Here is a 24,740-nt window from a genome sequence, read left to right as displayed (position 1 = left end):
GCGGCATCAGACCCCGTAATGCTCAAGCTGTGCAACCCCGGCGCACAACCGTTGCACGCTCTCTGGCAGACGAGCGCAACCGACCGCAGCCCGCCTGCGCCTCCTAAATCGGACGCCACGGCGGTCGCGGCGACGGCGCGGCCGGGAACTTCGCCCTCGAGCATGATCGTTTTAGACGGAACCGCGTCGCGGTCCCGGCTGAAGCGTGAATCATGCTCTCGCTTAAATCTGGAGCCTGATTCACCGCATCGGCGGAATCGCGAAGCGATTCCACCTCAACGGATCAGGCTCTAGACAGGCGCGTCGGCCGCCATTTCCAGGATCAGGGCGGGCCAGGTGAAGCCGCCCACCTCGCCGGCCCCGTGGCCCCTTCCGGTCACGGCGCTGTAGAACTCGCGGAAGCCAGAGCCTTCGATGAGGACCCCAAGTTCGGCCGTCGCCCTCTGGGCGGTCTCGATGCGCCCCAGTCGGGAGAGCACCAGATGGGCCCAGTACTGGGTCGCACCCCAGACCACGTCGCCGCGCCAAAGCAGCGCCTTTGGATTGATCTCCGCCCCGTCGAGGGGGTTGAAGGCCACGCCAGCCGGACCCCAGAAGCGCGATGTTTCCGGAATGAGATGGGCGTCGGCCACCTGGGTCGCGATACCGGCGTCGATCATGTGACGGCTCCCGGCCGCGATGACGCCCCCGAGCGTGGCGACGCAAAGCTGGCGCTCTCCAACATGGTCGTAGCCTACGAAAAGCTTGAGGTCGTCAGACCACATCAGCCGGATCATCTCGGCGGCCAGGGCGGCTGCGCGCTGCTCGAAACTCTCGGCCCGGCCCGGCGCGCCGGCCCGCCGCCAGGCGTCTGCCACGGCTTCCAGCGCCATCAGATGCCAGCCGCAGAAGATGGGGTCGGCGACAACGAAACCATGATTGCCGGCGCGGGCCAGGCCGAGGTCGTAGCCAATGGCGTCCAGGGCCACGCTAAGCGCTCGGTGGTGCGTCAGCAGCGCCCGCCGCGAGCTGGTGTCCACCAGGGCGTCGAACAGCGGTGACACGTCGGCCCCCGACTCAAGGGGATGCAGAATGACGGGCGCGCCGCCTGGGGTGAGGGTCCGGTGAGTGTCGGTTGCTGTCAGGTGATCGCTGGCGAGCTGCAGCAAGGTGTCGTCGGCGTCCAGGGCGAGATCGTAGATCCGCGCCGCCGCATAGGCCGCCACGGGAGGGTCGATAAGCCAGCTGCGGCCGTCGGGGCGATAGATGGGGCCCAGCCATTCGGTCACCAGCTTTGTGCGCGCTTCGGCGCCGGGCAGGGGCCGCTCGTGGGCCAGCAAACCGCCTTCGGTGAGATTGGCGCCGTAAAGGGTCAGCAGCTCCTCGATCGCCTGGGTCCGATCAACGTGGCGTAGCGCCAGGGCGTGGTAGCCGCTGTCCCAGGCGAAGGCGCAGCTGTACTCGAGGCCCGCCGGAACGTGGATGGCGCCGCCGAACACCTCGACACGATGCTGGGCGAACATCGCTTTGCAGGCGCGGCGGATGGGTTCGATCGACGCCATGGCGGCTAGTTCGCGCCTGTTTGGGGGGCTAGCGGTCGTGGATATAGTAGCGCCAGCGTGGTCAGCGCCGTCAGCGACAGGGCAAGGGCCGCGCCGGGAATCGCCGGCACCCCGTAGGCCGCGAGCGCCGCGCCGCCGACCGTCGAGCCAAGGGCCTGGCCGACGGAGATCACCGAGCCGTTGAGCGCCAGGGCAACCGGGGCGCCGCCGGTGGCTTGGATCAGGCTGGATTGGATCACCGGGGTGATCGAGAACAGCGCCGTGGCCGCCAGGAAGATGCCAAGCGCCACCAGAACGGCGCTTGGCCAGCCCGAAGGCAGGACGTGGTGGGTGGCGGCGAAGTGCACGCTCATGGCCGTCGCCTGGATGATGAAGCCCTGCAGGATCCAGTTCCGGCCCGCATTGCGGTTGGCGGCCCGTGCGCCCAACCACAGGCCGGCGATGGAGCCCACCCCGATCATCGCCTGGAAGGCGCCGACGCCAGCCCCCGTCACGCCTGCGCCCACCCGCACGATGGGGGCGATGTAGAGGTTGAGCGTCATGTTGGCGGCGAAGGTCAGGAAGGTGGTCAGGTAGAAGGGCCAGATGGTGGGCAACAGCACCTTCACCGTGTCGCCTCCGCCCTCGCGCTTTGGCGGCGCAGGGATCCTGGGCAGGAAGAACAGCACCGCCACCAGGGCGACGGCGGAGATGCCCGCGGCGAACAGGAAGGTGGCGCGCCAGTCGAACACCGAGCCGATGATACTGCCCAGCGGGATGCCCACCACGAAGGCCAGCGTCATGCCGCCCGACACCATGGCCAGGGCCGAGCCCCGGCGCTCGGGGGGAACCAGGGAGGCGGCGGCCACGCTGGCGGCGGGCCCCGACATGGCGCCGGCCAGACCCGCCAGGGCCCGCAGAACCATCAGGCTGCTGAAGTTGGGGGTGAACGCGCAGGCGACGTGCAGGGCCGCGCCCAGGGTCAGGGCCGCCACCACCATGATCTTGCGGTCGACCCGGCCGAACAGCCAGGCCGCCACCGGACCCAGGGCCGCCGAGGTCAGGACGAAGACCGTCTGCAACTGCCCCGCGACGGCTGTGGTGACGCCAAGGTCGGCCGCCAGGGTCTCCAGCAGGCCGGCGAAGATGAAGGCCCCGGACCCGAAGGCGAAGGTCACCAGGGTCAGGACATAGATACGCGGGTTCATGACCCGAGCTTAACCGCGAGCGTACCGACCGCCAGACAAATTGGCGGCCGGGACGATTTTCAGGCGCGAGGGACGAGGAGACGTGGGAATCGGTTTTCCGCCCGCGTCCCTCTCCAACAAGAATCTAGATCACCAAGGTGATCTAGGCGGCCAGTTGCGCCAGGGACGAGCGCATCTTCATCCGCAGGACGTCGATGGGGGCCAGGCCCTTGTCGGTCTTGAAGTGCCAGTAGGTCCAGCCGTTGCAGGCCGGCGCCGACTGGATCATGGCGCCCACCTTGTGGATGGAGCCCGCCATGTCGCCGATCACCAGGCTGCCGTCGGCCCGCACCCGGGCCGACCGCTCGCCCTTTGAACAATAGAGCATATCGCCCGGACGCAGCAGGCCGCTCTCCACGATCTGGCCGAAGGGGATGCGCGGCTCCGAACGCTTTGAGCCCATGGTCTCCAGGTCGGCCTCGGTCAGCGGGACCACCTTGGCGATCCGCTCGCGGGCCAGGGTGGCGTACTGCTCCTCGCGCTCCAGGCCGATGAACTTGCGGCCCAGCTGCTTGGCGGCCGCGCCGGTGGTGCCGGTGCCGAAGAAGGGATCGAGGATGATGTCGCCCGGCTTGGTCGACGCCAGGATCACCCGGCGCAGCAGGGCCTCGGGCTTCTGGGTCGGGTGGGCCTTCACCCCGTTCTCGTCCTTCAGGCGCTCGTCGCCGGTGCACAGCGGGAAGGTCCAGTCCGACCGCATCTGCAGGTCGTCATTGGCCATCTTCATGGCGTCGTAGTTGAAGGTGTAGCGGCGCGAGCCCCGTCCCTTGGCGGCCCAGATCAGGGTCTCGTGGGCGTTGGTGAAGCGGGTGCCCTTGAAATTCGGCATCGGGTTGGACTTGCGCCAGACGATGTCGTTGAGGATCCAGAACCCCAGCGTCTGCAGGATGGCGCCGACCCGGAAGATGTTGTGGTAGCTGCCGATCACCCACATGGCGCCGTCGTCCTTCAGGACGCGCTGGCACTCGCTCATCCACGCGGTGGTGAAGCGGTCATAGGTCTCGAACGAGTCGAAACGGTCCCACTCGTCATCGACGGCGTCGACCTTGGAGTTGTCGGGACGCAGCAGGTCGCCGCCGAGCTGCAGATTGTAGGGCGGATCGGCGAACACGAGGTCCACGGATTTCGACGGGAGCTTCTTCAAGCTCTCGATGCAGTCACCCAGGATGACCGTGTTGGTGGCAATCGCGCCCATATCCGCCTCGCTTCTAAGGAAACGGAATCCTGAGTCTTCGTGGTGAAGGACGCGTGTCCAAACGTGGTGAACGGACGGTTAATCGATCAATTCAACCACTTAACCCACGCGCCGTGCGGGTGAACCTCGGCGAGACGCCGTTCCTGGCCGCCCGGCCACAGGGTCAGCCGCACCTCCATGACCGCCATGTTCTGGGGCGACGGCTCCATGCGCAGCCAGGCGAAGGGGGCTTGCGGGGTCGCCGCGGCGCCATGGTCGGCGATGACCTGCGCAAGGGCGACCTGGCTTTCCGGCGGCATGTATTGCCAGAAGACCGAGTGATAGAGGACGGTCACTGCGCCCGCCTGCGGCGCTGCGACGCGGGCGGTCCAGGCCACGGCGTCGGCGGCCTCCACGGTGACCCCCAGCGTTAGCGCCAGGTCGATGGCCGCGCGTATGCGGTCCAGGCGCTCGAACTGGTCGGGCCAGATATAGGCCAGCAGCCGGCGGCGCTGGACCGGATCGGTCAGGTCGCCCGGGCGGCGGTCGCAGGCGGCGCGTTCGATCACCTCGACCTTGGCGTCGACAGGCGGCGGACCGCCGGTCCACTCGGTGTCCATCACCACCCGCGCGCCGGGATCACCCCAGGCGCTGTCGCCGAACTGGAAGCGGTACCTGTCCCAGCTCAGGTTCAAGCCAGCGCTGGCCGCCACCTCGAAGGCACGGATCGGCAAGCCGGTCTCCGCCGCGATGGTCAGGAAGCCCGGCGCCAGGCAGGCCGAGCGGCGAACTTCGTTGGTCTGCGGCTCGTGAGTCATGAAGGCCGCGATCCGGTCGTGGTGGCCGATCAGCGCCGCACGGGCCGCGATCCAGGCGGAGGCGGCGTCGGCCTCTCGCCCCGGCTTGGGGTAGGTGGCCGCCAGCGCCGGGTCATCGCCGCTGAGCACCAGGTCGTGCAGGCCGCCCAGCAGGCGCAGGGGCATGGCGTCGTCGAACAGCCTGCGAAGATCAGCGTTGGCCCAGGGGCCCAGCAGGGCGGCGACGGGGCCGCCGGACTCCAGGTCCAGAGCTGCAAGCTCCAGAAGATCACCATGGAAAGGCGAGCCGAGGTTGCGGCAGCTCGCGGCCTGCAGGCGTAGCGAGCGGGGAAGTTCGGGATTGTCCATGACCGCGATCTCCCGCCGCGGCGGGCGGGGGGTCAATCTTGATTCAGATGATCAAGCGCCAGTTCGCCGTTCCCCAGCTCACCCATCAGGGCCAGCTTCACCGGCGCCCAGCCCATGCGGTGGATCTCGCAGGGACCTAGGGTGCGCAGGGCCTCGACGTGGATGGGGGCGTGATAGCCCTTGTGGGCGGCGAAGCCGTAGCCCGGATAGAGGCCGTCCATCTCGGCCATCAGCCGGTCGCGGGCCACCTTGGCCAGGATCGAGGCCGCGGCGATGGAGCTGCTGATCCCGTCGCCCTTGATCACCGTCCTGATGGGGCAGGGCAGCTTGAAGCGGTAGTTGCCGTCCACCAGGGCGAAGGCCGGCGTGACCGACAGCTCGCCGATGGCGCGGCACATGGCCAGGCCGGCGGCGTGCAGGATGTTGAGCTCGGCGATCTCGTCGACCGAGGCGAAGCCGACGCCCCAGGCGATGGCCATGTCCTTGATCTCGATCTCCAGGGCTTCGCGCTGCTTGGCCGAGAGCTTCTTGGAGTCGTTCAGGCCCTTGGGCAGCCGGTCGGGATCCAGGATCACCGCGCCGGCCGAAACCGGTCCCGCCCACGGCCCACGGCCGGCCTCGTCCACGCCACAGACAGGCCCGGGACAGGCGCTCTCCAGCAGCATATCGGGCATCAGGCGCTCATCCGGTTGATGGGGCCGTGGCGGTGGCAGCAGGCCAGGTGGTCGTTCACAAAGCCGGTGGCCTGCATGAAGGCGTAGACGATCACCGGGCCGACGAACTTGAAGCCCTTCTGCTTGAGCCCCTTGGCCATCTGCTCGGCGACCTCGGTCTTGGCCGGCACGTCACTGATGGATTGCCAGGTATTGTGGATCACCCGGCCGTTGGTGAAGCTCCACAGGAACTGGGAGAAGTCCTCGCCCTTGTCGCGCATATCCAGATAGATGCGCGCGCCGTTGATGGCGGCGTCGATCTTGGCGTTGGAGCGCACGATCCCGGCGTCGGCCATCAACCGGGCGCGCTCCTCATCGCCATAGCGGGCGACCACTTCGGGATCGAAGTCGGCGAAGGCGGCGCGGAAGGCGTCGCGCTTCCGCAGGATCGTGATCCAGGAGAGCCCGGCCTGGAACCCGTCCAGCACCAGCTTCTCCCACAGGGCGCGGGAATCGTATTCCGGCACGCCCCATTCCGTGTCGTGATAGGCCTCGTACAGGGGATCGCCCTGCATGCCGCGCCAGCCGCAACGAATCGGTTCGGAAGTCATGGCAGGTCTTTTCGCAGGCGCGGCCGCGGCCAATCAAGCAGGACCAGACAAGATGGCGTTCGAAGGCTTCAACCTGTCGCGGGTGGATCTTGGCGACGTCACCGTCCGGGTCCGCCACGGCGGCTCAGGCCCGCCGCTGCTTCTGCTGCACGGCTATCCTGAGACCCACATGATGTGGAGCCGGGTCGCAGGCGACCTTGCCCGCGATTTCACCGTCATCGCGCCCGACCTGCGCGGCTATGGCGAGAGCACCGCGCCGGCCACCACGCCCGACCACGAGACCTATTCAAAGCGCGTGATGGCTCGCGACGCCGTGGCCCTGATGAATCATTTCGGCTTCGACCGCTTCAATCTCGCGGGCCATGACCGAGGCGGACGCGTGGCCTATCGCCTGGCGCTTGATCATCCCGATGTTCTGCTGAAGCTCTCGATTCTCGACATCATCCCGACGGCGGACGTCTGGAAGCGGGCCAACAAGGCCTTCGCCCTGGCCTACTGGCACTGGTCATTCTTGGCTCAACGCCATCCCTTCCCGGAGACGGTGATCGGCGCCGATCCGGAATACTTCCTGTTCCGGGGCTCGGGCGGGATGTTCGATCCCGCATCCTATGCCGACTATGTCCGCTGCCTGCAGAACCCCTCCATGGTCCACGCCATCTGCGAGGACTACCGCGCCGGGGCGAGCTACGACGTCGCCGCTGACGAAGCCGACCGAGGCAAGACCAGGATCAAGGTCCCGGTCCAGGTGCTGTGGGGGTCGAAGGGGGCCCTGGCCGCCTGGTACGACGTCCTGGCGATCTGGCGCGAGTGGGCCGACGACGTCTCCGGCCACGCCATCGAAAGCGGCCACTTCATCCCGGAAGAGAACCCGGCGGAGACGCTGAAGGCGTTGCGGGCGTTCTTCCTCTAGAGCGGCAACCAACTTGGCCGGTCGACCGCCACCGTCTTGCCGTCCACGGTCAGCTCGCCGTCGATGCGGTCGAGCCTCACCAGGGCCATCGCTCGCCCCTCCTGCCCCGACAGCACCTCGCCGGCCCGGCGGTCGCCCAGCAGGACCTCGGCGTCGAAGGCGGGCGGGGCTCCGTCGAAGGTGATCGGCAGCATGCGGTTCTTGATCTGGCCCCGGCGCTTCATGCGCGAGGTGGTCTCCTGGCCGACGAAGCAGCCCTTGTGGAAGTCTATGCCGTTCAACAGGTCGAAATTGGCCTCGATGGGATAGGTTTTCTCGCTGCCCCAGTCGGCGGGGCCGGGCACGCCGAGCGCCAGACGGTGAGCGTCGTAGGCGGCCTCGTCGACCGGCGTGGTGTCGGAGGGCGCGCTCACGCCGTAGCCGCGCCAGCCCAAGGCCTCCAGCCGGGGATCGGCGATCCAGCCCTCCGGCGCGCCATCGCCGCCGAACAGAACCGCCACCGGTGTCTCGTCCGCCGCGATCGTCACCTTGGCCCGCAGCCGGTACAGGGTCAGCCGCAGGATGAGCGCCGCGCGATACTCGGCCCCCACGTCCAGCCAGGCGCCGTCAGGCCGGCCCACGACGAACAGGTCGAACAAAAGCCGTCCTTGCGGGGTGAGAAGGGCGCCGAAGCGCGCCTCGCTGTCCTGGAGCGTTTCCACATCCTGAGTGATCAGGCCCTGGAGAAAGTCGCGCCAGTCCTCGCCTCCGAGGGCGATCAGGGCGCGGCTCTTCAGAATGGCGTAGGAGCGATCGGTCGTCATGGGGTCGAAGTTAGGGACGGCACGGGTGGAGCGCCAGCGCGCGGAGCCTTATAGAGGGGAGATGACCCCCGGGTCCTTTCCGATTCTGTTCATCACCGCCACGCGGATTGGCGACGCCGTGCTCTCTTCCGGGCTCATCCGGAAACTGCTGGCCGAAATTCCGAGCGCCCGTTTCACCATCGTCGCCGGGCCTGTCGCTGCGCCCTTGTTTCTGGACGTGCCGAACCTCGATCAGATTATCGTTTTTGAGAAGGCCAAGGACGGTCGCCACTGGTTCCGCCTCTGGCGCCAGGTGCGCAAGCGCCGCTGGGGCCTGGTGGTGGACCTGCGCGGCTCGGCCATCTCGGGCTTCCTGAAGCGCGACCGCCGTGCGGTGTTCAAGCGCCCGCCGACCCCGATGCACAAGGTGGTGGAGGCCGCCCGCGTCCTGCAGATCGAGGACGATCCCCCCGCACCCCACCTCTACACCTCTCCCGAGACCGAGGAGATGGCCGCCGGGTTGACCGCCGGCGAGGGCCCGATCCTGGCGTTGGCGCCGTCGGCCAACTGGGTCGGCAAGACCTGGCCCGTGGAGCGCTTCGCCCAGACCGCCATCCAGCTGCTCGGTGACGACGGCCCGCTGGCCGGGGCGCGGCTGATGGTGCTGGGAGGACCCGAGGACGCCCAGGCGACCCAGTCTCTGCGGAATGTGGTCCCCAAGAGCCGCTTCATCGACCTGGTGGGGAAGGTCGATCTGCTCACCGCCTATGCCTGCCTCAAGCATGCGCGCCTGTTCATCGGCAATGACTCCGGTCTGATGCACATCGCCGCCGCCGCGGGCGTGCCCACCGTCGGCCTGTTCGGCCCCTCTGATGAGAACCTCTACGGCCCCTGGGGCGCCGATACCCGGGTGGTGCGGGGACCGCGCGATTTCGCCGCCATCCAGGCGGTCGATCCGGGCTTCCAGCAGGCGCTCTGTCATATGATGGACCTGCCCGTCGACACCGTGGTCGCCACCGCGCGGGAGCTGCTGGCGACGACGGCCAGGACAGGATGAGCAAGACCTGATCATCCGAGGCGGCCTCGCTGCTGACGCGAGTCGGCTTGTCAGGACACCCCCGGCGTGCAAACCTGTGCATGGTTTGTTCTGGGGGGTTACATGTCCATATCCGATGACGCCGCGCTACCGCGCGGCGAGAGCCTGGTGTTCGGCCAGAGCCTGAAGCCCAGCAGCCTGGTGGGCCTGAGCTTCAAGAACGGCCTGCTGAACATCGTCACCCTGACCCTCTATCGCTTCTGGGCGAAGACCGAGGTTCGGCGGCGGATCTGGAAGGGCGTGACCCTCAACGGCGAGGCCTTCGAATATACCGGCCGCGGGAAGGAGCTGTTCCTGGGCTTCCTGCTGGCCCTGCTGCTCGTGGTCCTGCCGCTGCTGATCGTGGTGTTCACCGCGCAGTTCCTGGCCCCGAAACTGGCCGTCCTGATCATCCTGCCGGTCTATCTTCTGTTGTTCTACCTGATGGGGTTCGGGCGGTTCACGGCCTTCCGCTACCTGGCCAGCCGTACGAGCTGGCGAGGGGTCAGGTTCGCCTTGAAGGGCTCTCCCTGGCGATACGCCTGGAGCTACATCGGCAACATGCTGCTGATCGTGATAAGCCTTGGCTGGTTCGCGCCGGCCGCGGAGCGCCGCCTGGCCGCGCCCCTGTGGGATGGCCTGCGGTTCGGCGACCGTGAGTTCCACTTCGATATCGACCAGGCGCGGAAGGTCGGGCTGTACGGCCCCTTCACGCTCTTCTGGGTCAGCGGCGTTGTCCTCTACAGCGTCTTCATCGGCGTCATGGTGGGCCGGATGGCGACCATGATGCCGCAGACCGCGACGGAGCCGAGCCTGGCCTTCATCGGGTTCGTCTATGCCGGCCTGTTCGTCTGGGTGGTGATCATGACGATCCTGTCGGCGCCCTATCAAGCGGCCGTCCTGCGCACCTTGGCGGCCGGGACCTCGCTGGAGGCGGCGAGGTTCAGCTTCAAGGTGGGCTGGGTGGAACTGGCGGGGCTGATGCTCACCAACCTGCTGCTGGTGATCTTCACCCTCGGGTTCCTGACCCCGGTGATGGAGGCCCGCACGGCCCGGTTCCTCATCCGCCGCCTGCGCAGCGAGGGCGTGGCCGACCTGGCCGCCGCCCGCCAGGCCGAGCAGGGCCCGCGGACCGGGGAAGGCCTGGCCGACGCCTTCGGCATGGCCACGGTCTGACCCCTCGTGCAGGCCAGTTTCAATGACGGGCTGACGGCTCGGTCTGCGCCCGTCGAGCTAATCGTCGAGGGCGAGCGACTGACGTTCGACGCCGATGGCCAGGCCCATGTCTGGTCGCTGGCCGATCTGCAGATCGAGGACCTGGGCGAACGCCTGCGGCTGTCGCACCCGAAGATCGGTGACGGACGCCTGACCGTGGACGCCGCCGCCTGGCGCGCCTCGGTCGGTGGCGTGCGCGCCGAGCGCCGCCACCGGTCGCGGGAGACGCGGCTCGTGGTGGGCCTGGCCGTGGCCGGCCTGGCCATAGCCGCGGTGGTGTTCATCGGTGTCCCGGCCGCCTCGGGTCCCCTGGCGCGGGCGACCCCGCCGGACATCGAAAAGCGCATGGGCCGCAACTTCGAGGGTCAGCTCTCCCTCGGCTTCCGACGCTGCAACGGCGAGGCGGGTCAGACGGCGCTGGCCACCTTCGGTCACCGGCTGCAGGACGCCGCCGACACCCCCTTCGATATCCGGGTCCGCGCGGTCCAGGCGCCGATGGCCAACGCCTTCGCCCTGCCGGGCGGTGCGGTGATGGTCACCGATGACCTCATCGACATGGCCAAGACTCCCGACGAGCTTTCCGCCGTCATCGCCCATGAGGCCGCCCATGTGGAGCGCCGCCACGTGATGCAGGCCGTCTGGCGCTCCCTGGGCCTCGGCCTGGTGCTGGACGCTGTTGTGGGCGGCGGCAGCGGGGCCGGACAGCAGGCCGTGTTGTTGGCGGGCTCGGTGGCCGACCTACGGTTCAGCCGCAGCGCCGAACGCGAGGCCGACATCCGCGGCCAGCAATTGCTGGAAAAGGGCGGCCTGTCGTCCCAGGGCATGGCGCCCTTCTTCCAGCGCATCGCCGCCAAGGGTGATGGACCCAACGCCGCGGCCGTAAAGGAGCTGATGTCCAGCCACCCTGACAGCCTGCGCCGGGCCCATGAGAGCGCTGCTCGCGCCCATCCTGGCGCAGCGGCCTTCACGCCTGCGGAGTGGACGGCGATCAAGGCGGCCTGCCACAAACCCAAGCGGACCCTGGAGCGGATACTCAAGGACCCCCTGGGCGCCTGATCATCGGTTGCGGAATTTTCGCAGACCCTGTCGAATCCGCGTGGGGCGGCGCGTCTCTCCCACAGACGACAAGCTGAAAGGAGATTTCGATGCAGTACATGCTTCTGGTTTATGAACCCGAGCGCCTGAACCAGGGCGCCGAGGGCCAGGCCAGACTGATGGAGGTTAGCGGCAAGCACATGGCGCTGGCCAAGGCCATGAGCGAGGCCGGCGCCATGCAGGCCGGCGCGGGCCTGCAGCCGGTGGCGACGGCCACCACGGTGCGCACATCCGCCGGGGGCCAGACCCTGCACGACGGCCCCTTCGCCGAGACCCGCGAACACCTGGGGGGCTTCTACATGATCGAGGCGGCGGATCTGGACGAGGCCATCAAGTGGGCGAGACAGGTGCCGGTCCGGCCGGGCGGCTCGTGCGAAGTGCGGCCGGTCGCCACCCACTGATCCATGGATATCGGGCGGGCGATCTCGGAGGCCCGGCCTCGCGTCGTGGCCGCCCTGGCCGCCCGCCTGCGTGACCTCGACCAGGCCGAGGAGGCCTTCGCCGAGGCCAGCGCCGCGGCGGTGCCGGCCTGGCGCGCCCAGCCGCCCCGCGACCCGGCCGCTTGGCTATGGCGGGCGGCCTGGCGCCGGGCCCTGGACGCGAAACGTAGGGCTTCGGTGCGCCAAAGGCTGGCGCCTGATGACCCCGAGCCCGCGCCCAGCCCGGAGGACGAGCTGATCGCCGCCAACGAGCCCATCCCCGACGAGCGCCTGCGGCTGATCTTCGTCTGCTGCCACCCGGCCATCGCCGCCGACAGCCGCGCGGCCCTGACCCTGAAGCTGATCTGCGGTCTTTCCACCGACCGCCTGGCCCGCGCCTTCCTGATGGCCGAGCCCGCCATGCTGCAGAAGATCACCCGCGCCAAGCGCAAGATCCGCGACGCCGGCGTGCCCTTCGAGGTGCCGAGCCGCGACCTGTGGCCCGAGCGGCTGGAGGCGGTGCTGGCCACCCTGGAGATCGCCTACGCCCAGGCCTATGAGGACGCAGCCCTCTCCGCCGAGGGCGCCCCCTTCGCCCAGGAGGTGCTGCGGCTGTCGGGCCTGCTGGCCGAACTCATGCCGCAGGAGGGCGAGGTGCTGGGCCTGGCCGCCCTGGTCCGTTTCGCCGAGGCGCGGCGGCCGGCGCGCCTTGACGCCACCGGCGCCATGGTCCCGCCGAGCGAACAGGACATGGACCTCTGGCGCGGCGACCTGATTGGCGAGGGCGCGCGCCTGCTGGACGCCGCCGCCAACCTTGGCAGGACGGGACCCCGGCAACTTCTGGCGGCGATCCACGCCCTTCACCTGTCGCGGCGGGAAACCGGTGTCACGCCCTGGTCCGAGATCGTCGAACTCTATGAGGCGCTCACCCTGTTCCGCCCCGACGCCGTGACGGCGGTGAACCGCGCTGTGGCGGTGGGAGAGGCGCGTGGCGCGCGAGCGGGACTGGCGGCCCTGGACGCGGTTGCGGGCCTCGCACGGCTGACCGGCTGGCTGCCCTATCAAGCGGCGCGCGCCGGGCTCTGCGAGCGGGCGGGGCTCAAGGGGGATGCGGCCGCCGCCTATCACGCGGCCCTGGCGCTGGGTCCCGCGCCCGCCGAACGGCTCTACCTGGAACGGCGGCTCGCGAGGCTGGGCTGAAGGTTCGCGCTTTCCATCCTCGCCCGGGGAGCGATAAGCCTAGGGACATGGACGCCGACCTGAACCTCGCCACCGCCCCCTTCCGCGACGCACGCTTCGCCCCCCGCCGGGTCGAGATCGAGCATCGCGACAATGGCGAGATCATCGTCAGCAACCCGACGCCCTATTCCACCGCCTTCACGACGACGACGGAGGCCCTGGCGCATTGGGCGGCCAGGACGCCCTCGGCAACCTGGCTGGCGGAGCGGTTCGGCGAAGGCTGGCGGACCATCTCCTATGCCGAGGCCTTGGGTTCCGTCAGCGCCATCGCCGGCGGTCTTCGCGAGTTGGGCGTCGTCAGCGAGCGGCCCCTGCTGATCCTGGCCCGCAACGGCATCGACCACGCGCTCATCAAGTACGCGGCCATGAGCCAGGGCATGCCCGTGGCGCCGGTCTCGCCGCAATATGGCCTGCCGGGCGCCAACCTCTCGCGGCTGGCCCATGCGGTGGAGGTGCTCAAGCCCGCCGCCATCTACACCGAGGACGCCGAGCTGTTCATCGCCGCCCTGGAGGCGCCGTTCCTGGGCGGCCTGCCGGTGATCGCGGGCAAGAACGCGCGAGCGGGCGACGTGCCGCTGGAGCGGCTGCTGAAGTCCCGGCCCGCCGCGCCAACGGCCCAGCCCGACGACCACGCCAAATATCTGCTGACCTCGGGCTCCACGGGCCTGCCCAAGGCGGTGATCTGCACCCATCGGAGCATGGCCTGGAACGCCGCCCAGATCCGCGCCTGCTTCGAGGACGATGAGGCCCCGGTGATGGTCAACTCCGCGCCCTGGAGCCACAGTCTGGGGGCCAACTCCATCCTGCACATGTCCACCCACCGAGGCGGGGCGGTCTATATCGACGCCGGCCAGCCGGTGGCCGGGCGGTTCGCCGAGACGGTGCGCAACCTCAAGGACATCGCGCCCACCTACCAGAACATGGTGCCCGCCGGCTGGATGCTGTTCGCCGGTGAGCTGGAGCGGGACGACGACCTGGCGAGGACCTTCTTCTCGCGGGTTCGCCTGCTGCAGTACGGCGGCGCGGCCCTTGGCCAGGAGATCAACGACCGCATCCAGGCCGTCGCCATCCGCACGGTCGGCGAGCGAATCTCCTTCGCTTCGGGCTATGGCGCGACGGAGACCGGGCCGACGGCGGCGACGGTTCACTGGCACAACGGCCGCATGGGCCTGATCGGTCTGCCGGTGCCGGGCACGACGGTGAAGCTTGCGCCCTCGGGCGAGAAGCTGGAATTCCGGGTCAAGGGTCCGCAGATCACGGCGGGTTACCTCGGCCGCCCCGACCTCACCGCCCAGAGCCGCGATGAGGAGGGCTTCTATCTGCTGGGCGACGCCGCACGCTTCGTCGATCCCGCCGACCCGGCCCAGGGCATGGTCTTCGACGGCCGGCTGTCGGAGAACTTCAAGCTGGCCAGCGGCACCTTCGTCACCGTCGGCGACCTGCGGGTGGCCGCCGTCTCGGCGATCGGCGACGCCGTCACCGACGCGGTGGTGTGCGGCGAGAACCAGGAGGGCGTCGGCCTGATGTTCTATCCCAATCCCGACATTGCGCCGGTGGCGGTGGCCGCCGCCGTGCGCCTGGGCCTGGAGGCCTTCAACGCCAAGGCCAAGGGCGCCGGGGGCCGGATCGGCCGAGCGCTCGTCCTCGACGGCCCGCCGGACGCTGGCGCGGGCGAGATCACCGACAAGGGCTATATCGCCCAGGCCCTGGCCCGCTCACGGCGCTCCGAAACCGTGGCGAAGCTGTTCGCCGATCCCCCTTCCTCCGATGTGATGGTGTTCTGACATGAACGGCGCCGACGCCCTGATCGAGACGCTCGTGGACAACGGCGTCACCGCCTGTTTCGCCAATCCCGGCACCAGCGAGATGCAGTTTGTCGCCGCCCTGGACCGCCAGCCGAAGATGCGCCCGGTCCTGTGCCTGTTCGAGGGCGTGGCCACCGGCGCGGCCGACGGCTATGGCCGCATGAGCGACACGCCCGCCTGCACCCTGCTGCACCTGGGGCCGGGCTATGGCAACGGTCTGGCCAACCTGCACAATGCGCGCAGGGCCTATACCCCGATCATCAACGTGATCGGCGACCACGCCACCTATCACCGGCAGTACGACGCGCCGCTGAACTCCGACATCCCCTCCATCGTCGCGGCCAACTCGGTCTGGGTGAAGTCCGCCGACACCCCTGACACCGTGGCCGCCACCGCTGCCGAGGCCATCACAGCCAGCTATGGCCCCCCCGGTGGTCCGGTCAGCCTGATCCTGCCCGCCGACTCCGCCTGGCTGGAGACCAAGGTCTCCAAGGCTGTCGCCTCGCGCCCCGCGCCGGCCAAGCCGGACGCGGCCAATGTCGAGGCCGTGGCCAAGGCCATCAAGGCCGCCGCAAAGCCGGTGGTGCTGATCGGCGGCCGCGCCGTGCGCGCCGAGGCCCTGGTCCAGGCCGCCCGCCTGCAGGCCGCCGGGGTCCGGGTCATGGCCGACACCTTCGTCTCGCGCCAGCCGCGCGGGGCCGGGGTCTTCGCGCCGGCCCGAATGCAATATTTCGGGGAGGCGGCCCTGGCCGACCTCGAGGGCACAGACCTGATGGTCTATGCTGGCACCACCATGCCGGTGGCCTTCTTTGCCTATCCGGACCGACCCAGCGTGCTCGTGCCCGAGGGCTGCGCGACCCTGACCCTGGCGGACCGCGAGACCGATTCGGTGGCCGCGCTCGCCGCCCTGGCTGATGCGCTCAGTGCGCCGGCCACGGGTCCCAGCCAACCGCTGAAACTGCCCGAGACGGCGCCGACCGGCGGCATGACCCCGCAGAGCGCGGGCCTCTCCATCGCTCGCCACCTGCCGGAGGGGGCGATCATCTGCGATGACTCGGTGACCTCTGGCGGCGGAGTGGCCGTGCCCTGCATGACCGCCCGGCCGCACGACGTCCTGGCGCTCACCGGCGGCGCCATCGGCATCGGCATGCCGCTCGCCATCGGGGCCGCGGTGGCCTCGCCCGGCCGCAAGGTGGTGTCTCTGAACGGCGACGGCTCGGCCATGTATACGGTCCAGAGCCTGTGGACGATGGCCCGCGAGAACCTCGACGTCACCGTCGTGGTGTTCGCCAACCACTCCTATCGCATCCTCAATATCGAGATGGGCCGCACCGGCTCCGGCAATCCCGGCCCCTCGGCGTCCAAGCTGCTGGACCTGGGAGACCCCAAGATCGACTGGGTCTCCCTGGCCAAGGGCCTGGGCGTCCCGGCCGTCCGCTGCGAGACCGCCGAACAGTTCGAGACCGCCTTTGCGCGGGCCATGAGCGAGCCCGGCCCCAAGTTCATCGAAGCCGCCATCTAGGCAAAGAAAAAGGCCCGCGGGGCGAACCCACGGGCCTTGATCTTGTCGGACGTCTGAAACCTTAGACGTTGCCGGGCAGCTTGCAGTCCTTCGAGAAGGCGCAGCCGATGACGCCGACCACCGAAAGCGGGCTCGGGGTGTATTCCACGATATAGCCCTTCAGACCGTCGGCGCAGGCGACTTCGAGGTAGCCGGTGCCCTTGGTGGTCTTGCCGATAAAGCGGGTGGCCGAGACGGCGCAGTCGTTCTTGCCCATCTTCTTCAGGTCCGCCGTCACCAGCGGGAAGGCCGAGTCGGCCTTGGTGAAGGAGCAGCGGTAGCCGGCCACGGGGGCGCGGGCGCAGTCATAGACCTGCGGCTTGACGCCCGGGCCGCCGAAGACGCCGACACCGCCGTCAGGACGGTTCGAGCAGGCCATCTCCACCACGTCCAGACCGGCGGGCGAGGGGAAGGGGGCGTACTTGGAGACGTCGCACTCGAAGGCCGCCGACTTGGCCAGCTTGGTGTAGAGGCCGGCCTGGGCGGTTTCGGCTTCCTTGGCGTCGGTCAGCTCGCAGCCACCCATCACCATGGAGGCCTTTTCGCAGGGATAGGTCTGGGTCAGCTGGCCCTTGTCGACCTTGTAGAGATAGCCCTTACCGTCGGTGCAGGAGGTCTCGTAGAACATGGCGCCGGCCTGAGACACGCCGGCATAGCGGCGATCCTTGACGGTGCAGCCGTTCTTGGACTGGGTCACCAGGGTGTCGACGATGGCCATGCGGTAGGCCTTGTCGTGCAGGGTGCACTTAATGTTGCTGCTGCTGTCGTCATACAGCAGGCAGTTGTCGGCCAAGACCGGCTTGGCTTCGTCGGCGGGGGCGCTGGTCTTCAGGACATAGCCCGCGCCGCCGGTGCAGGACACTTCCAGGAAGGTCTGGGTTGTGCTCTGGCCGATCCCTCGGACCTGGTCGGGGGTGCAGGCGATGCCGGCCTTGGCGATGTAGCCGGCCAGATCGGATTTCGGATCAGCGTTGCCCGGCAGCTTGCAGGGCAGGCTGGAGGGCTTGCCGTCCGGCTGTGGGCTGTTGGCTTCCACGCACGTGAAGGCGGTCGGCTTGGCGCCGGTCACCGCCGACAGGATGAAGCCGAGGCCCTTGTCGCAGTCGACTTCGTAGTAGGCCGTTTCGGTCTTGGCCTTCTTGTCGCTCATCTTGCCGATGAAGCGGGCGTCGGCGACCTTGCAGGCGATGCCGGCGGCCGTCGCGATGGCCGGAGCCTCGGCCATGCCTTGGGTGCGGGACGCGGCGGTGACTTCTTCAACCGGCTTCTTGGCCGCCATAACGACAGCGGCAGGCGCCATCACCGCGACAAACAGGGCCGCGGCGAGCCCGATTCCAAATGACCTCATGGTCGTGATCTCTCCTGGGGTAGTTCCTCTGGGCGGACTTAAGCGCCCCTGCGTCCCTCAAATCAAGTTTGGCGTGAACGGCGTCTGAACTGAGCCGCGCAGGACCGTATTGCGGTTTGATAGAGACCGCCTGTGGCGCGACAATGACCGAACATCGGTTGGAGCTGCGGGCATGCGGGACGGATTCGAAGAGACCATTGTCGAGCACCCACGTCCGAAGCTCGTCTACCCCTTCGAACGCGGGCCCAGGACCGGCGAGGCGCTGGACGTGGCGCCTGGCGTGAAGTGGCTGCGGATGCCGCTGGGCGGGTCGCTGGCCTTCATCAATGTCTGGGCGATTCGTGAGGGTGAGGGCTGGGCGATCGTCGATACGGGCATGGGCGGATCGGAGACCATGCAGGCCTGGCGGGAGGCCTTCGCCCAGTCCCTGGGCGGCCTGCCGGTGACCAGGGTGTTCGTCACCCACATGCACCCAGACCACATCGGCATGGCCGGCTGGCTGACGCGAAAGTTCGACTGCCGCCTGTGGATCACCCGGCTGGAATTCCTGATGTGCCACAACCTGGCGGCCGACACCGGGCGCGAGGCGCCGGAGGACGCCCTGCGATTCTATCGCGGCGCCGGGTGGAACGAGGAACAGATCGAAACCTACCGCGCCCGGTTCGGCGGCTTCGGCAAGGGGCTGCACGCCCTGCCGGCCAGCTTCCAGCGGCTGTCGGACGACGATGAGATTCAGATCGGTGATCATGCCTGGCGCATCGTGGTGGGCTCGGGCCATTCGCCGGAGCACGCCTGCCTCTATTGCCCGGACCTGAAGCTGCTGATCAGCGGCGACCAGGTGCTGCCGAAGATTTCCTCCAACGTCTCGGTCTTCCCCACCGAGCCCGGCGGCGATCCTCTGACCGACTGGCTGGTGTCGCTTGCCCGCATCAAGACCAAGGTGCCCGACGACGTCCTCGTCCTGCCCGCCCACAACGACCCCTTCCATGGCCTGCACGCCCGCATCGACCACCTGATCGGCGGGCACGAGCGAGGACTGACCCGGCTGAAGGCGCTGATCTCCGAGCCGAAGCGCTCGGTGGACGTCTTCTCGGTGCTGTTCCGGCGCAAGATCGACGCGTGGGTGCTGGGCATGGCGACGGGCGAGAGCCTGGCCCATCTCAACTGCCTGATCACCCGGGGCCAGGCGGTACGCGAGACCGACGCCCAAGGCGTGGACTGGTATCGCGCCGCCTAGGCCTGCAAAGAAATCACCGCGCGACGCTATCGCATCCCGCCGGGCGGTATAATATACGACGTAAGAAATTGAGGGAGTGGGACGATGAGTGACCATGTCTTGAGCGAGAAGGCGGGCGGGGTGCTGACCCTGACGCTGAACCGGCCCGAGAAGAAGAACGCCCTGACCCGGGACATGTACCAGGCCCTGGGCGACGCCATCGACCAGGCCGAGTTCGACAGGGAGGTCCGCTGCGTCCTGATCCAGGCCAATGGCGACATGTTCACCGCCGGCAACGACCTGTCCGACTTCGCCGCGGTCAATTCGGGCGACGCCAGCGCCAATGAGGCCCGCCGTGGCGGCAACCCGCTGCTGGCCGCCCTGGCGCGCGCCAAGACCCCGCTGGTGGCCGCCGTGAACGGCCGCGCTGTGGGCGTCGGCGTCACCATGCTGCTGCACTGCGATCTCGTCTACATCTCCGAAGACGCCCTGCTCACCACCCCCTTCGTCAACCTGGCCCTGGTGCCGGAGGCCGCCTCCAGCCTGACCCTGCCGGCCCGCATCGGCCACGCGCGCGCCTTCTCGATGTTCGTGCTGGGGGAGGCCGTGGACGCCAAGAAGGCCGTCGACTGGGGCATCGCCAATGCGGCGGTCCCCACCGACCAACTCCGCGCCCGGGCCAAGGCCGCCGCCGATGCGGTCGCCGCCCGGCCGCCCGCCGCCGTGGTGATCACCAAGGCCTTGATGCGCGACGGCGAGGCGATCGCCAACCGCATGGACGAGGAGGGCCGCCACTTCGCTGCGCAGCTCAAGTCGCCGGAAGCCAAGGAGGCCTTCGCCGCCTTCGCCGAGAAGCGCGCGCCCGACTTTGCGAAGGTCTCCTAGATGGCCCGCATCACTACAGGCCTGTCGCCCTTCACCGACGCCGCCGAGATCGCCGAGGACCATGACCTGACCGGCCGCACGGTGGTGATCACCGGCGCGGCCACCGGCATCGGCATCGAGACCGCCCGGGCGCTGGCCGCCGCCGGCGCGGAGGTCACCATCGCTGTGCGCAACCGCGAGGCCGGCGAGAAGGCGGCCGCCGAGATCAACGGCGACATCGGCTCCGAGCGGGTCAAGGTCGGCGCGCTGGATCTCTCCGATCTGGCCTCCGTGGCCGGCTTCGTCAGCGCCTGGGGCGACGCGCCGCTGAACGTGCTGATCAACAACGCCGGCGTCATGGCCTGTCCGCAGACCTACACCGCCGACGATCTGGAGATGCAGATCGGCACCAATCACTTCGGCCACTTCCTGCTGGGCGTCGGCCTGACGCGCGCCCTGATGAACGGCTCGGAGGAGGGGCGCTCGGCCCGCCTGGTCTCCCTGAGCTCCGGCGGCCACCGTCGGGGTGGCATCAACTGGGACGACGTTCACTACCGCACCCGGCCCTACGACAAGTGGGAATCCTACGGTCAGTCCAAGACCGCCAACGCCCTGTTCGCGGTCGGCTATCACAAGCGCTTCGCCGACCTCGGCATCACCGCCAACTCGGTGATGCCGGGCGGCATCATGACCCCGCTGCAGCGCCACATGGCCCGGGAGGAGATGATCGCCCTGGGCTGGATGAACGCCGAGGGCGTGGTCCGCGAGGGCTTCAAGACCCCCGCCCAGGGCGCCTCCACCAGCGTCTGGGCCGCCATCGGTCCGGAGCTGGAGGGCGTCGGCGGCCTCTATCTCGAAAACCTCGCCGAGGCCGTCCCCTTCGACCCCGCCGATCCCTATCAGGGGGTGATGCCCCACGCCCTGGACCCCGAGAGCGCTGAGCGCCTCTGGGCCCTGTCCGAAGACACCACCGGAGTGAAGCTATGAGCCTGCAAGGCAAGACCCTCTTCGTCACCGGCGCCAGCCGCGGTATCGGCCTGGCCATCGCCCTGCGCGCCGCCCGCGACGGCGCCAATATCGCCATCGCCGCCAAGACGGCCGAGCCGCACAAGCACCTGCCCGGCACCATCTATTCCGCCGCCAAGGAGATCGAGGCGGCGGGCGGCAAGGCCCTGCCGCTGATCGTCGACGTCCGCGACGAGTCCAGCGTCTACGAGGCGGTGGAGAAAACAGTCGCCGCCTTCGGTGGTGTCGACATCTGCGTCAACAACGCCTCGGCCATCCAGCTCACCGGCACTCTGCAGACCGACATGAAGCGCTACGACCTGATGAACCAGGTCAATGCGCGGGGCACCTACCTGACCTCCAAGGCCTGCATCCCGCACCTGAAGAACGCCGCCAACCCCCACGTCCTGGCCCTGTCGCCGCCGCTGGACATGAGCCCCCGCTGGTTCGGTGGCCACGTGGCCTACACCATGGCCAAGTTCGGCATGAGCATGTGCGTCCTGGGGATGGCCGAGGAGTTCAAGGCCGACGGGATCGCCTTCAACGCGCTTTGGCCCCGTACCGGGATCGCCACGGCCGCCATCCGGTTCGCCCTGGCCGGCGACGAGGGCATGAAGCAGTGCCGCACGGTGGAGATCATGGCCGACGCCGCCCACGCCATCTTCGAGAAGCCGGCCCGTGATTTCACCGGCAACTTCCTGATCGACGACAGCTTCCTCGATGCAGAGGGGGAGCGTGACTTCGACAAATACCGGGTCGATCCCACCACCCGGCTGATGCCCGACTTCTTCGTGCCGGCCGACTCCGTCCCGCCGCCCGGCGTGGTCATCGGCTAGGTTTTTCGCTTCGGCTTTGTCCTGGCGCGGGCGGCGGCGTCGACGCCCTTGCCCGCCCAGGCGGCCAGCAGGTCGGGGTCTTCCAGGGCCTCGAGGGGCGCCGACCAGTAGCTCATCGCCTTGTCGCCGCCGAAGGGCTTGAAGGGTTCGCAGCCCGCCGCCTCGAAGTCCGCGCGGTTGGCGTCGTCGACCTTGAGATAGAGGGTGTCTTCGGCGATCAGGGCGAAGAACAGCTCTTGTCGCGACAGGCCGACCCCGCCGAACATGCGGCGGTGGGTGATCCCGCCCAGAGGCGCGAGCTGCTCCAGGATGTAGTCGACAAATTCGGTTGAAACCGCCATGCGCTCCTCGCCAAGCCAGAGAGAACCATAGCCGCCGTGACCGTCACTGTCCGACCCGCCGTTCCCGCCGACGCCTCCACCATCTTCGGCTTCATCCGCGCCCTGGCCGAGTATGAAAAGCTGCTGCACGAGGTGGAGGCCACGCAAGCCGACCTCGCCGGGCACCTTTTCGGCGAGACCCCGCGCCTGTTCTGCGACATCGCCGAGCAGGACGGCGCGCCGGTGGGTTTCGCCATCTGGTTCTACAACTATTCCACCTTCCGGGGCCGTCACGGGATCTATCTGGAGGACCTGTTCGTGGTCCCCGAAGCGCGCGGGATCGGGGCCGGCAAGGCCCTGCTGCGGGCCCTTGCCCAGCGTTGCGAAGCGCAGGGCCTGGCGCGGCTGGAATGGGCGGTGCTCAACTGGAACGCGCCGGCCATCGCCTTCTATGACGGGCTCGGCGCAGCCTCGCAGTCGGAGTGGACGGTGCGCCGGCTGACCGACGAGGCGTTGAGAAAATTGGCGCTGGGCTGAAACCCCACCCGGTCGCCGGGATGAGCGGTATTGAGATCAGACCTTGATGTCGATAATGGCCGGGCCTTGTTTGCCGTTCTTGCCGGATTTTGCCTGGTGCTCGAGCTCCTGGAGCATGGCTTCCTTGATGCGGCGGGCGATCTCCTCGGTGATCGAAGCCTCGGTAGAAGCCCGGGACTTCGGGTCGAGCTTGGCCAGGTCGCCCTCGCTGGTTCCCCGGGCGGCCAGCACCTGGGCGCGGATCTTTTCCTTCAGCTTCTCGACCTGCTGTTCCTTGGCCCACTGGTAGATTCCCTTGTCGCGTATGGCGTCGAGGGTCTCCTTGGTCTTGGCCTTGGAGTCGGCGACCTTCATCGCCGCGGCGTCCGCCCCGCTCACGGCCTTGCTGACGGCGTCGACCGCCTTGGGCAGGAGCGCGGTGATGGCTGAGGCGGCGAGGGCGGAAATGGGCATGCGAAACTCCGGTCTTCCCGTTAAGGTTACGCAAGTTCCGGGCCACCAAGAGCCCAGCCAGGGAGGACGCCATGAGCGCGCCGCCGAAAACGGTCCTGACCACGTCGCCCGAGGAAGAGGCCGCGATCCGCCAGGTGGTGCGGATCTTCGCCGCCGACCGTGTCGCCGGCCCGCAGCACGTTGCGGGACTGGTGGACCTGTTCTCCGATCCCAGGGTGTCTGACCCGATTTACGACCTGCCCCGGCCCTTCACCCACGAGAATGTCGCCCGCTGGGTCGCCGAGAGCGAGGCCCTGCGGCAGAAGGGCGAGTGCGTCCTGCTGGTCACTCCGGATGAGGCGGGCGGCGTCGCCGGCTATTCCCGCATCACCGTCTGGCCCGACCGCGCCTCGGCGGAGCTGGCGGGCGCGGCCCGCGCCGATCGGCAGAACACCGGGCGCGGCCGACAGGGCGTCGCCAACTCCGTGGGCGCGATCTTCGAGGTTCTGGGGGTCCGGCTGATCGGCCTGACCGCGGCCCTGGACAATGTCCGTTCCGCCGCCGCCATCGACGGGGCGGGCTTCATCCGCATGGGCGAGCGCGAAAGCGTGCGGCCCGACGGCTCCATCCGCCGCTCCATCTATTGGGAGCTGACGCGCGACCAGTGGCGGGCCCTGCAGCAAACATGAAAAAGACCCCGGCCTTGCGACCGGGGTCCTGATCGTTTCGCGAACGCGACCTCTTACGAGGCGGGCGCCGTGGCCGGGGCCGCGCCTTGGCTCGCCAGCGGCGGGCGGGTGACCGGGTAGAACTTCGGGGCCATCGCGGGGATGGCTTCCTTGATGATGCTGTCGACGGTCCAGCCCTCTTCCTTGGTCACGGTCTCGATGGGCCGCGGCTGCGAGTAGAGGGTGATGGTTTCGCCCGAGGAGCCGAAGATCTGGCCCGTGACGCTGGCGGCGGCCGGGGTGATCATGGCCACCGAGAAGCGGGCGGGTTGGTCGGCGCGGATCTTCTCGGCCATCACGGCGCGACGGGCGGCGGCGGCTTCATCCTTCACCGGGACCGACTGGGTCATGCGGGTCCAGGCGACCGGGGCGACGCAGTTGGAGCGCACGTTGTTACGGGCGCCTTCCATGGCGATGATGCGCGACAGGCCGGCGATGCCCATCTTGGCCGCGCCGTAATTGGCCTGACCGATGTTGCCCAGCAGGCCCGAGGTCGAGGTGAAGAACATGTAGGCGCCGTCGTTCTGCTCGCGGAACAGCTCGATGGTGGCGCGGGCCACGTTGAAGGAGCCGCGCATGTGGACGGCGATGACGGCGTCCCACTCGGCTTCGGTCATCTTGTGGAACATGACGTCCCGCAGGATGCCGGCGGGATTGATCACGGCGTGCAGACCGCCGAATTCCTTCTTGGCCTGCTCGACCATGCCGTAGACGGCGTCGAGGTCGGTGACGCTGTCGGAATTGGAAACCGCTTCACCGCCCGCGGCGCGGATTTCCTGGGCGACGGATTCAGCCGGACCGGCCGAACCTTCGTCTTCGCCCTTGAGGCTGCCACCCAGATCGTTGACCACGACCTTGGCGCCTTCCTGCGCGGCGATCAGAGCGCAATCGCGGCCGATACCGTTGCCGCCGCCCGTAACAAGAACAACTTTGCCTGAAAGAGCACCCATGAACCAATCTCCCTGAAAATAATTCGACGACT

Annotated in this window: 25 protein-coding genes; 14 read left to right on the top strand and 11 right to left on the bottom strand. The window is 68.5% G+C overall.

The window, feature by feature from the left end; translation table 11 throughout:
- Positions 1-290 precede the first annotated feature (290 nt).
- The 6 genes from JKL49_RS17165 to JKL49_RS17140 form a co-directional block, all read right to left on the bottom strand.
- Positions 291-1,541, bottom strand: a complete 1,251-nt coding sequence (locus JKL49_RS17165; RefSeq protein ID WP_215342045.1) for an MGH1-like glycoside hydrolase domain-containing protein — start codon at positions 1,539-1,541, stop codon at positions 291-293.
- Between the two features lie 5 nt (positions 1,542-1,546).
- The gene (locus JKL49_RS17160) at positions 1,547-2,728 is read right to left on the bottom strand and encodes an MFS transporter (RefSeq protein ID WP_215342043.1); all 1,182 of its coding nucleotides are present in this window, start codon (positions 2,726-2,728) and stop codon (positions 1,547-1,549) included.
- Between the two features lie 142 nt (positions 2,729-2,870).
- Positions 2,871-3,962, bottom strand: coding sequence for a site-specific DNA-methyltransferase (locus JKL49_RS17155; protein WP_215342041.1), 1,092 nt, complete (start codon positions 3,960-3,962; stop codon positions 2,871-2,873).
- Between the two features lie 86 nt (positions 3,963-4,048).
- Positions 4,049-5,107 (bottom strand): DUF2332 domain-containing protein, encoded by a 1,059-nt coding sequence (locus JKL49_RS17150; protein WP_215342039.1) that lies wholly within the window; start codon positions 5,105-5,107, stop codon positions 4,049-4,051.
- Positions 5,108-5,139: 32 nt separating this feature from the next.
- Positions 5,140-5,781, bottom strand: a complete 642-nt coding sequence (gene rnhB, locus JKL49_RS17145) for a ribonuclease HII (RefSeq protein WP_215342037.1) — start codon at positions 5,779-5,781, stop codon at positions 5,140-5,142.
- On the bottom strand, positions 5,781-6,371 hold the full coding sequence (locus tag JKL49_RS17140; protein WP_215342035.1) for a DNA-3-methyladenine glycosylase I: 591 nt from the start codon (positions 6,369-6,371) through the stop codon (positions 5,781-5,783). The genes rnhB and JKL49_RS17140 overlap by 1 nt, the downstream gene beginning before the upstream one ends.
- A 52-nt stretch (positions 6,372-6,423) precedes the next feature.
- On the opposite strand from JKL49_RS17140, the gene JKL49_RS17135 reads away from it, so the two are divergent.
- The gene (locus tag JKL49_RS17135; RefSeq protein WP_215342033.1) at positions 6,424-7,281 is read left to right on the top strand and encodes an alpha/beta fold hydrolase; all 858 of its coding nucleotides are present in this window, start codon (positions 6,424-6,426) and stop codon (positions 7,279-7,281) included.
- Here the strand turns inward: JKL49_RS17135 and ygfZ are convergent.
- Positions 7,278-8,084, bottom strand: a complete 807-nt coding sequence (gene ygfZ / locus JKL49_RS17130) for a CAF17-like 4Fe-4S cluster assembly/insertion protein YgfZ (RefSeq protein ID WP_215342030.1) — start codon at positions 8,082-8,084, stop codon at positions 7,278-7,280. The two genes, JKL49_RS17135 and ygfZ, sit on opposite strands and share 4 nt — an antisense overlap.
- Before the next feature lie 61 nt (positions 8,085-8,145).
- On the opposite strand from ygfZ, the gene JKL49_RS17125 reads away from it, so the two are divergent.
- From JKL49_RS17125 to JKL49_RS17095, 7 genes are all read left to right on the top strand, one after another.
- Positions 8,146-9,120, top strand: a complete 975-nt coding sequence (locus JKL49_RS17125) for a glycosyltransferase family 9 protein (protein WP_215342029.1) — start codon at positions 8,146-8,148, stop codon at positions 9,118-9,120.
- A 102-nt stretch (positions 9,121-9,222) separates the two neighbouring features.
- Positions 9,223-10,314 (top strand): YjgN family protein, encoded by a 1,092-nt coding sequence (locus JKL49_RS17120; RefSeq protein WP_215342027.1) that lies wholly within the window; start codon positions 9,223-9,225, stop codon positions 10,312-10,314.
- Between the two features lie 6 nt (positions 10,315-10,320).
- Positions 10,321-11,409, top strand: coding sequence for a M48 family metalloprotease (locus JKL49_RS17115; RefSeq protein WP_215342025.1), 1,089 nt, complete (start codon positions 10,321-10,323; stop codon positions 11,407-11,409).
- A gap of 89 nt (positions 11,410-11,498) precedes the next feature.
- Positions 11,499-11,849, top strand: a complete 351-nt coding sequence (locus tag JKL49_RS17110; RefSeq protein ID WP_215342024.1) for a YciI family protein — start codon at positions 11,499-11,501, stop codon at positions 11,847-11,849.
- Positions 11,850-11,852: 3 nt separating this feature from the next.
- Positions 11,853-13,067 (top strand): RNA polymerase sigma factor, encoded by a 1,215-nt coding sequence (locus tag JKL49_RS17105; RefSeq protein WP_215342022.1) that lies wholly within the window; start codon positions 11,853-11,855, stop codon positions 13,065-13,067.
- A gap of 47 nt (positions 13,068-13,114) precedes the next feature.
- Positions 13,115-14,890, top strand: a complete 1,776-nt coding sequence (locus JKL49_RS17100; protein WP_215342020.1) for a feruloyl-CoA synthase — start codon at positions 13,115-13,117, stop codon at positions 14,888-14,890.
- 1 nt (position 14,891) lies between these two features.
- Positions 14,892-16,433 carry an acetolactate synthase large subunit gene (locus JKL49_RS17095; RefSeq protein WP_215342018.1) on the top strand — a complete coding sequence of 514 codons (1,542 nt, stop codon included), beginning with the start codon at positions 14,892-14,894 and terminating at the stop codon, positions 16,431-16,433.
- 61 nt (positions 16,434-16,494) lie between these two features.
- Here the strand turns inward: JKL49_RS17095 and JKL49_RS17090 are convergent, their stop codons facing one another.
- A complete protein-coding gene (locus JKL49_RS17090; RefSeq protein ID WP_215342016.1) occupies positions 16,495-17,820 on the bottom strand; it encodes a hypothetical protein in 1,326 nt (441 codons plus the stop codon).
- Positions 17,821-17,992: 172 nt separating this feature from the next.
- Between JKL49_RS17090 and JKL49_RS17085 the strand changes: the two genes are divergently transcribed.
- The 4 genes from JKL49_RS17085 to JKL49_RS17070 all read left to right on the top strand — a co-directional run bounded on the left by JKL49_RS17085 (position 17,993) and on the right by JKL49_RS17070 (position 21,741).
- Positions 17,993-19,057 (top strand): MBL fold metallo-hydrolase, encoded by a 1,065-nt coding sequence (locus tag JKL49_RS17085; RefSeq protein WP_215342014.1) that lies wholly within the window; start codon positions 17,993-17,995, stop codon positions 19,055-19,057.
- An 84-nt stretch (positions 19,058-19,141) separates the two neighbouring features.
- Complete coding sequence (locus JKL49_RS17080; protein WP_215342012.1) at positions 19,142-19,921, top strand: enoyl-CoA hydratase-related protein; 780 nt, start codon at positions 19,142-19,144, stop codon at positions 19,919-19,921.
- Positions 19,922-20,887, top strand: coding sequence for an oxidoreductase (locus JKL49_RS17075; RefSeq protein ID WP_215342010.1), 966 nt, complete (start codon positions 19,922-19,924; stop codon positions 20,885-20,887). It abuts the gene before it with no gap.
- Entirely contained in the window at positions 20,884-21,741 is an 858-nt protein-coding gene (locus JKL49_RS17070) for an SDR family oxidoreductase (RefSeq protein WP_215342008.1), read from the top strand. The genes JKL49_RS17075 and JKL49_RS17070 overlap by 4 nt, the downstream gene beginning before the upstream one ends.
- Here the strand turns inward: JKL49_RS17070 and JKL49_RS17065 are convergent.
- On the bottom strand, positions 21,738-22,082 hold the full coding sequence (locus JKL49_RS17065; protein WP_215342006.1) for a TfoX/Sxy family protein: 345 nt from the start codon (positions 22,080-22,082) through the stop codon (positions 21,738-21,740). The genes JKL49_RS17070 and JKL49_RS17065 overlap by 4 nt on opposite strands.
- Before the next feature lie 36 nt (positions 22,083-22,118).
- On the opposite strand from JKL49_RS17065, the gene JKL49_RS17060 reads away from it, so the two are divergent.
- Positions 22,119-22,598: a GNAT family N-acetyltransferase gene (locus tag JKL49_RS17060; RefSeq protein WP_215342004.1), complete on the top strand. Its 480-nt coding sequence runs from the start codon at positions 22,119-22,121 to the stop codon at positions 22,596-22,598.
- A 36-nt stretch (positions 22,599-22,634) separates the two neighbouring features.
- On the opposite strand, the gene JKL49_RS17055 is transcribed toward JKL49_RS17060, so the two are convergent.
- Positions 22,635-23,051, bottom strand: a complete 417-nt coding sequence (locus tag JKL49_RS17055) for a hypothetical protein (protein ID WP_215342002.1) — start codon at positions 23,049-23,051, stop codon at positions 22,635-22,637.
- A gap of 71 nt (positions 23,052-23,122) precedes the next feature.
- Between JKL49_RS17055 and JKL49_RS17050 the strand changes: the two genes are divergently transcribed.
- Entirely contained in the window at positions 23,123-23,719 is a 597-nt protein-coding gene (locus JKL49_RS17050) for a GNAT family N-acetyltransferase (protein ID WP_215341999.1), read from the top strand.
- Between the two features lie 53 nt (positions 23,720-23,772).
- Here the strand turns inward: JKL49_RS17050 and JKL49_RS17045 are convergent, their stop codons facing one another.
- Complete coding sequence (locus JKL49_RS17045) at positions 23,773-24,708, bottom strand: SDR family NAD(P)-dependent oxidoreductase (RefSeq protein ID WP_215341997.1); 936 nt, start codon at positions 24,706-24,708, stop codon at positions 23,773-23,775.
- Positions 24,709-24,740: the final 32 nt, after the last annotated feature.

The sequence above is a fragment of the Phenylobacterium glaciei genome, from assembly GCF_016772415.1.
Lineage (GTDB): Bacteria > Pseudomonadota > Alphaproteobacteria > Caulobacterales > Caulobacteraceae > Phenylobacterium > Phenylobacterium glaciei.
The sequence above is the reverse complement of the archived record's forward strand: the minus strand, read 5'-3'. Positions and strand labels throughout refer to the sequence as shown.

Bases quoted from the DNA above. Each gene is read 5' to 3' on its own strand.
- JKL49_RS17105 (WP_215342022.1), top strand. From the start codon at position 11,853: ATGGATATCGGGCGGGCGATCTCGGAGGCCCGGCCTCGCGTCGTGGCC.
- JKL49_RS17065 (WP_215342006.1), bottom strand. From the start codon at position 22,082: ATGGCGGTTTCAACCGAATTTGTCGACTACATCCTGGAGCAGCTCGCG.
- JKL49_RS17165 (WP_215342045.1), bottom strand. From the start codon at position 1,541: ATGGCGTCGATCGAACCCATCCGCCGCGCCTGCAAAGCGATGTTCGCC.
- JKL49_RS17085 (WP_215342014.1), top strand. From the start codon at position 17,993: ATGCGGGACGGATTCGAAGAGACCATTGTCGAGCACCCACGTCCGAAG.
- JKL49_RS17095 (WP_215342018.1), top strand. From the start codon at position 14,892: ATGAACGGCGCCGACGCCCTGATCGAGACGCTCGTGGACAACGGCGTC.
- JKL49_RS17125 (WP_215342029.1), top strand. From the start codon at position 8,146: ATGACCCCCGGGTCCTTTCCGATTCTGTTCATCACCGCCACGCGGATT.
- JKL49_RS17045 (WP_215341997.1), bottom strand. From the start codon at position 24,708: ATGGGTGCTCTTTCAGGCAAAGTTGTTCTTGTTACGGGCGGCGGCAAC.
- JKL49_RS17070 (WP_215342008.1), top strand. From the start codon at position 20,884: ATGAGCCTGCAAGGCAAGACCCTCTTCGTCACCGGCGCCAGCCGCGGT.
- rnhB (WP_215342037.1), bottom strand. From the start codon at position 5,781: ATGCCCGATATGCTGCTGGAGAGCGCCTGTCCCGGGCCTGTCTGTGGC.
- JKL49_RS17090 (WP_215342016.1), bottom strand. From the start codon at position 17,820: ATGAGGTCATTTGGAATCGGGCTCGCCGCGGCCCTGTTTGTCGCGGTG.
- JKL49_RS17055 (WP_215342002.1), bottom strand. From the start codon at position 23,051: ATGCCCATTTCCGCCCTCGCCGCCTCAGCCATCACCGCGCTCCTGCCC.
- JKL49_RS17100 (WP_215342020.1), top strand. From the start codon at position 13,115: ATGGACGCCGACCTGAACCTCGCCACCGCCCCCTTCCGCGACGCACGC.
- JKL49_RS17135 (WP_215342033.1), top strand. From the start codon at position 6,424: ATGGCGTTCGAAGGCTTCAACCTGTCGCGGGTGGATCTTGGCGACGTC.
- JKL49_RS17140 (WP_215342035.1), bottom strand. From the start codon at position 6,371: ATGACTTCCGAACCGATTCGTTGCGGCTGGCGCGGCATGCAGGGCGAT.
- JKL49_RS17155 (WP_215342041.1), bottom strand. From the start codon at position 3,962: ATGGGCGCGATTGCCACCAACACGGTCATCCTGGGTGACTGCATCGAG.
- JKL49_RS17110 (WP_215342024.1), top strand. From the start codon at position 11,499: ATGCAGTACATGCTTCTGGTTTATGAACCCGAGCGCCTGAACCAGGGC.
- JKL49_RS17150 (WP_215342039.1), bottom strand. From the start codon at position 5,107: ATGGACAATCCCGAACTTCCCCGCTCGCTACGCCTGCAGGCCGCGAGC.
- ygfZ (WP_215342030.1), bottom strand. From the start codon at position 8,084: ATGACGACCGATCGCTCCTACGCCATTCTGAAGAGCCGCGCCCTGATC.
- JKL49_RS17050 (WP_215341999.1), top strand. From the start codon at position 23,123: ATGAGCGCGCCGCCGAAAACGGTCCTGACCACGTCGCCCGAGGAAGAG.
- JKL49_RS17120 (WP_215342027.1), top strand. From the start codon at position 9,223: ATGTCCATATCCGATGACGCCGCGCTACCGCGCGGCGAGAGCCTGGTG.
- JKL49_RS17160 (WP_215342043.1), bottom strand. From the start codon at position 2,728: ATGAACCCGCGTATCTATGTCCTGACCCTGGTGACCTTCGCCTTCGGG.
- JKL49_RS17080 (WP_215342012.1), top strand. From the start codon at position 19,142: ATGAGTGACCATGTCTTGAGCGAGAAGGCGGGCGGGGTGCTGACCCTG.
- JKL49_RS17075 (WP_215342010.1), top strand. From the start codon at position 19,922: ATGGCCCGCATCACTACAGGCCTGTCGCCCTTCACCGACGCCGCCGAG.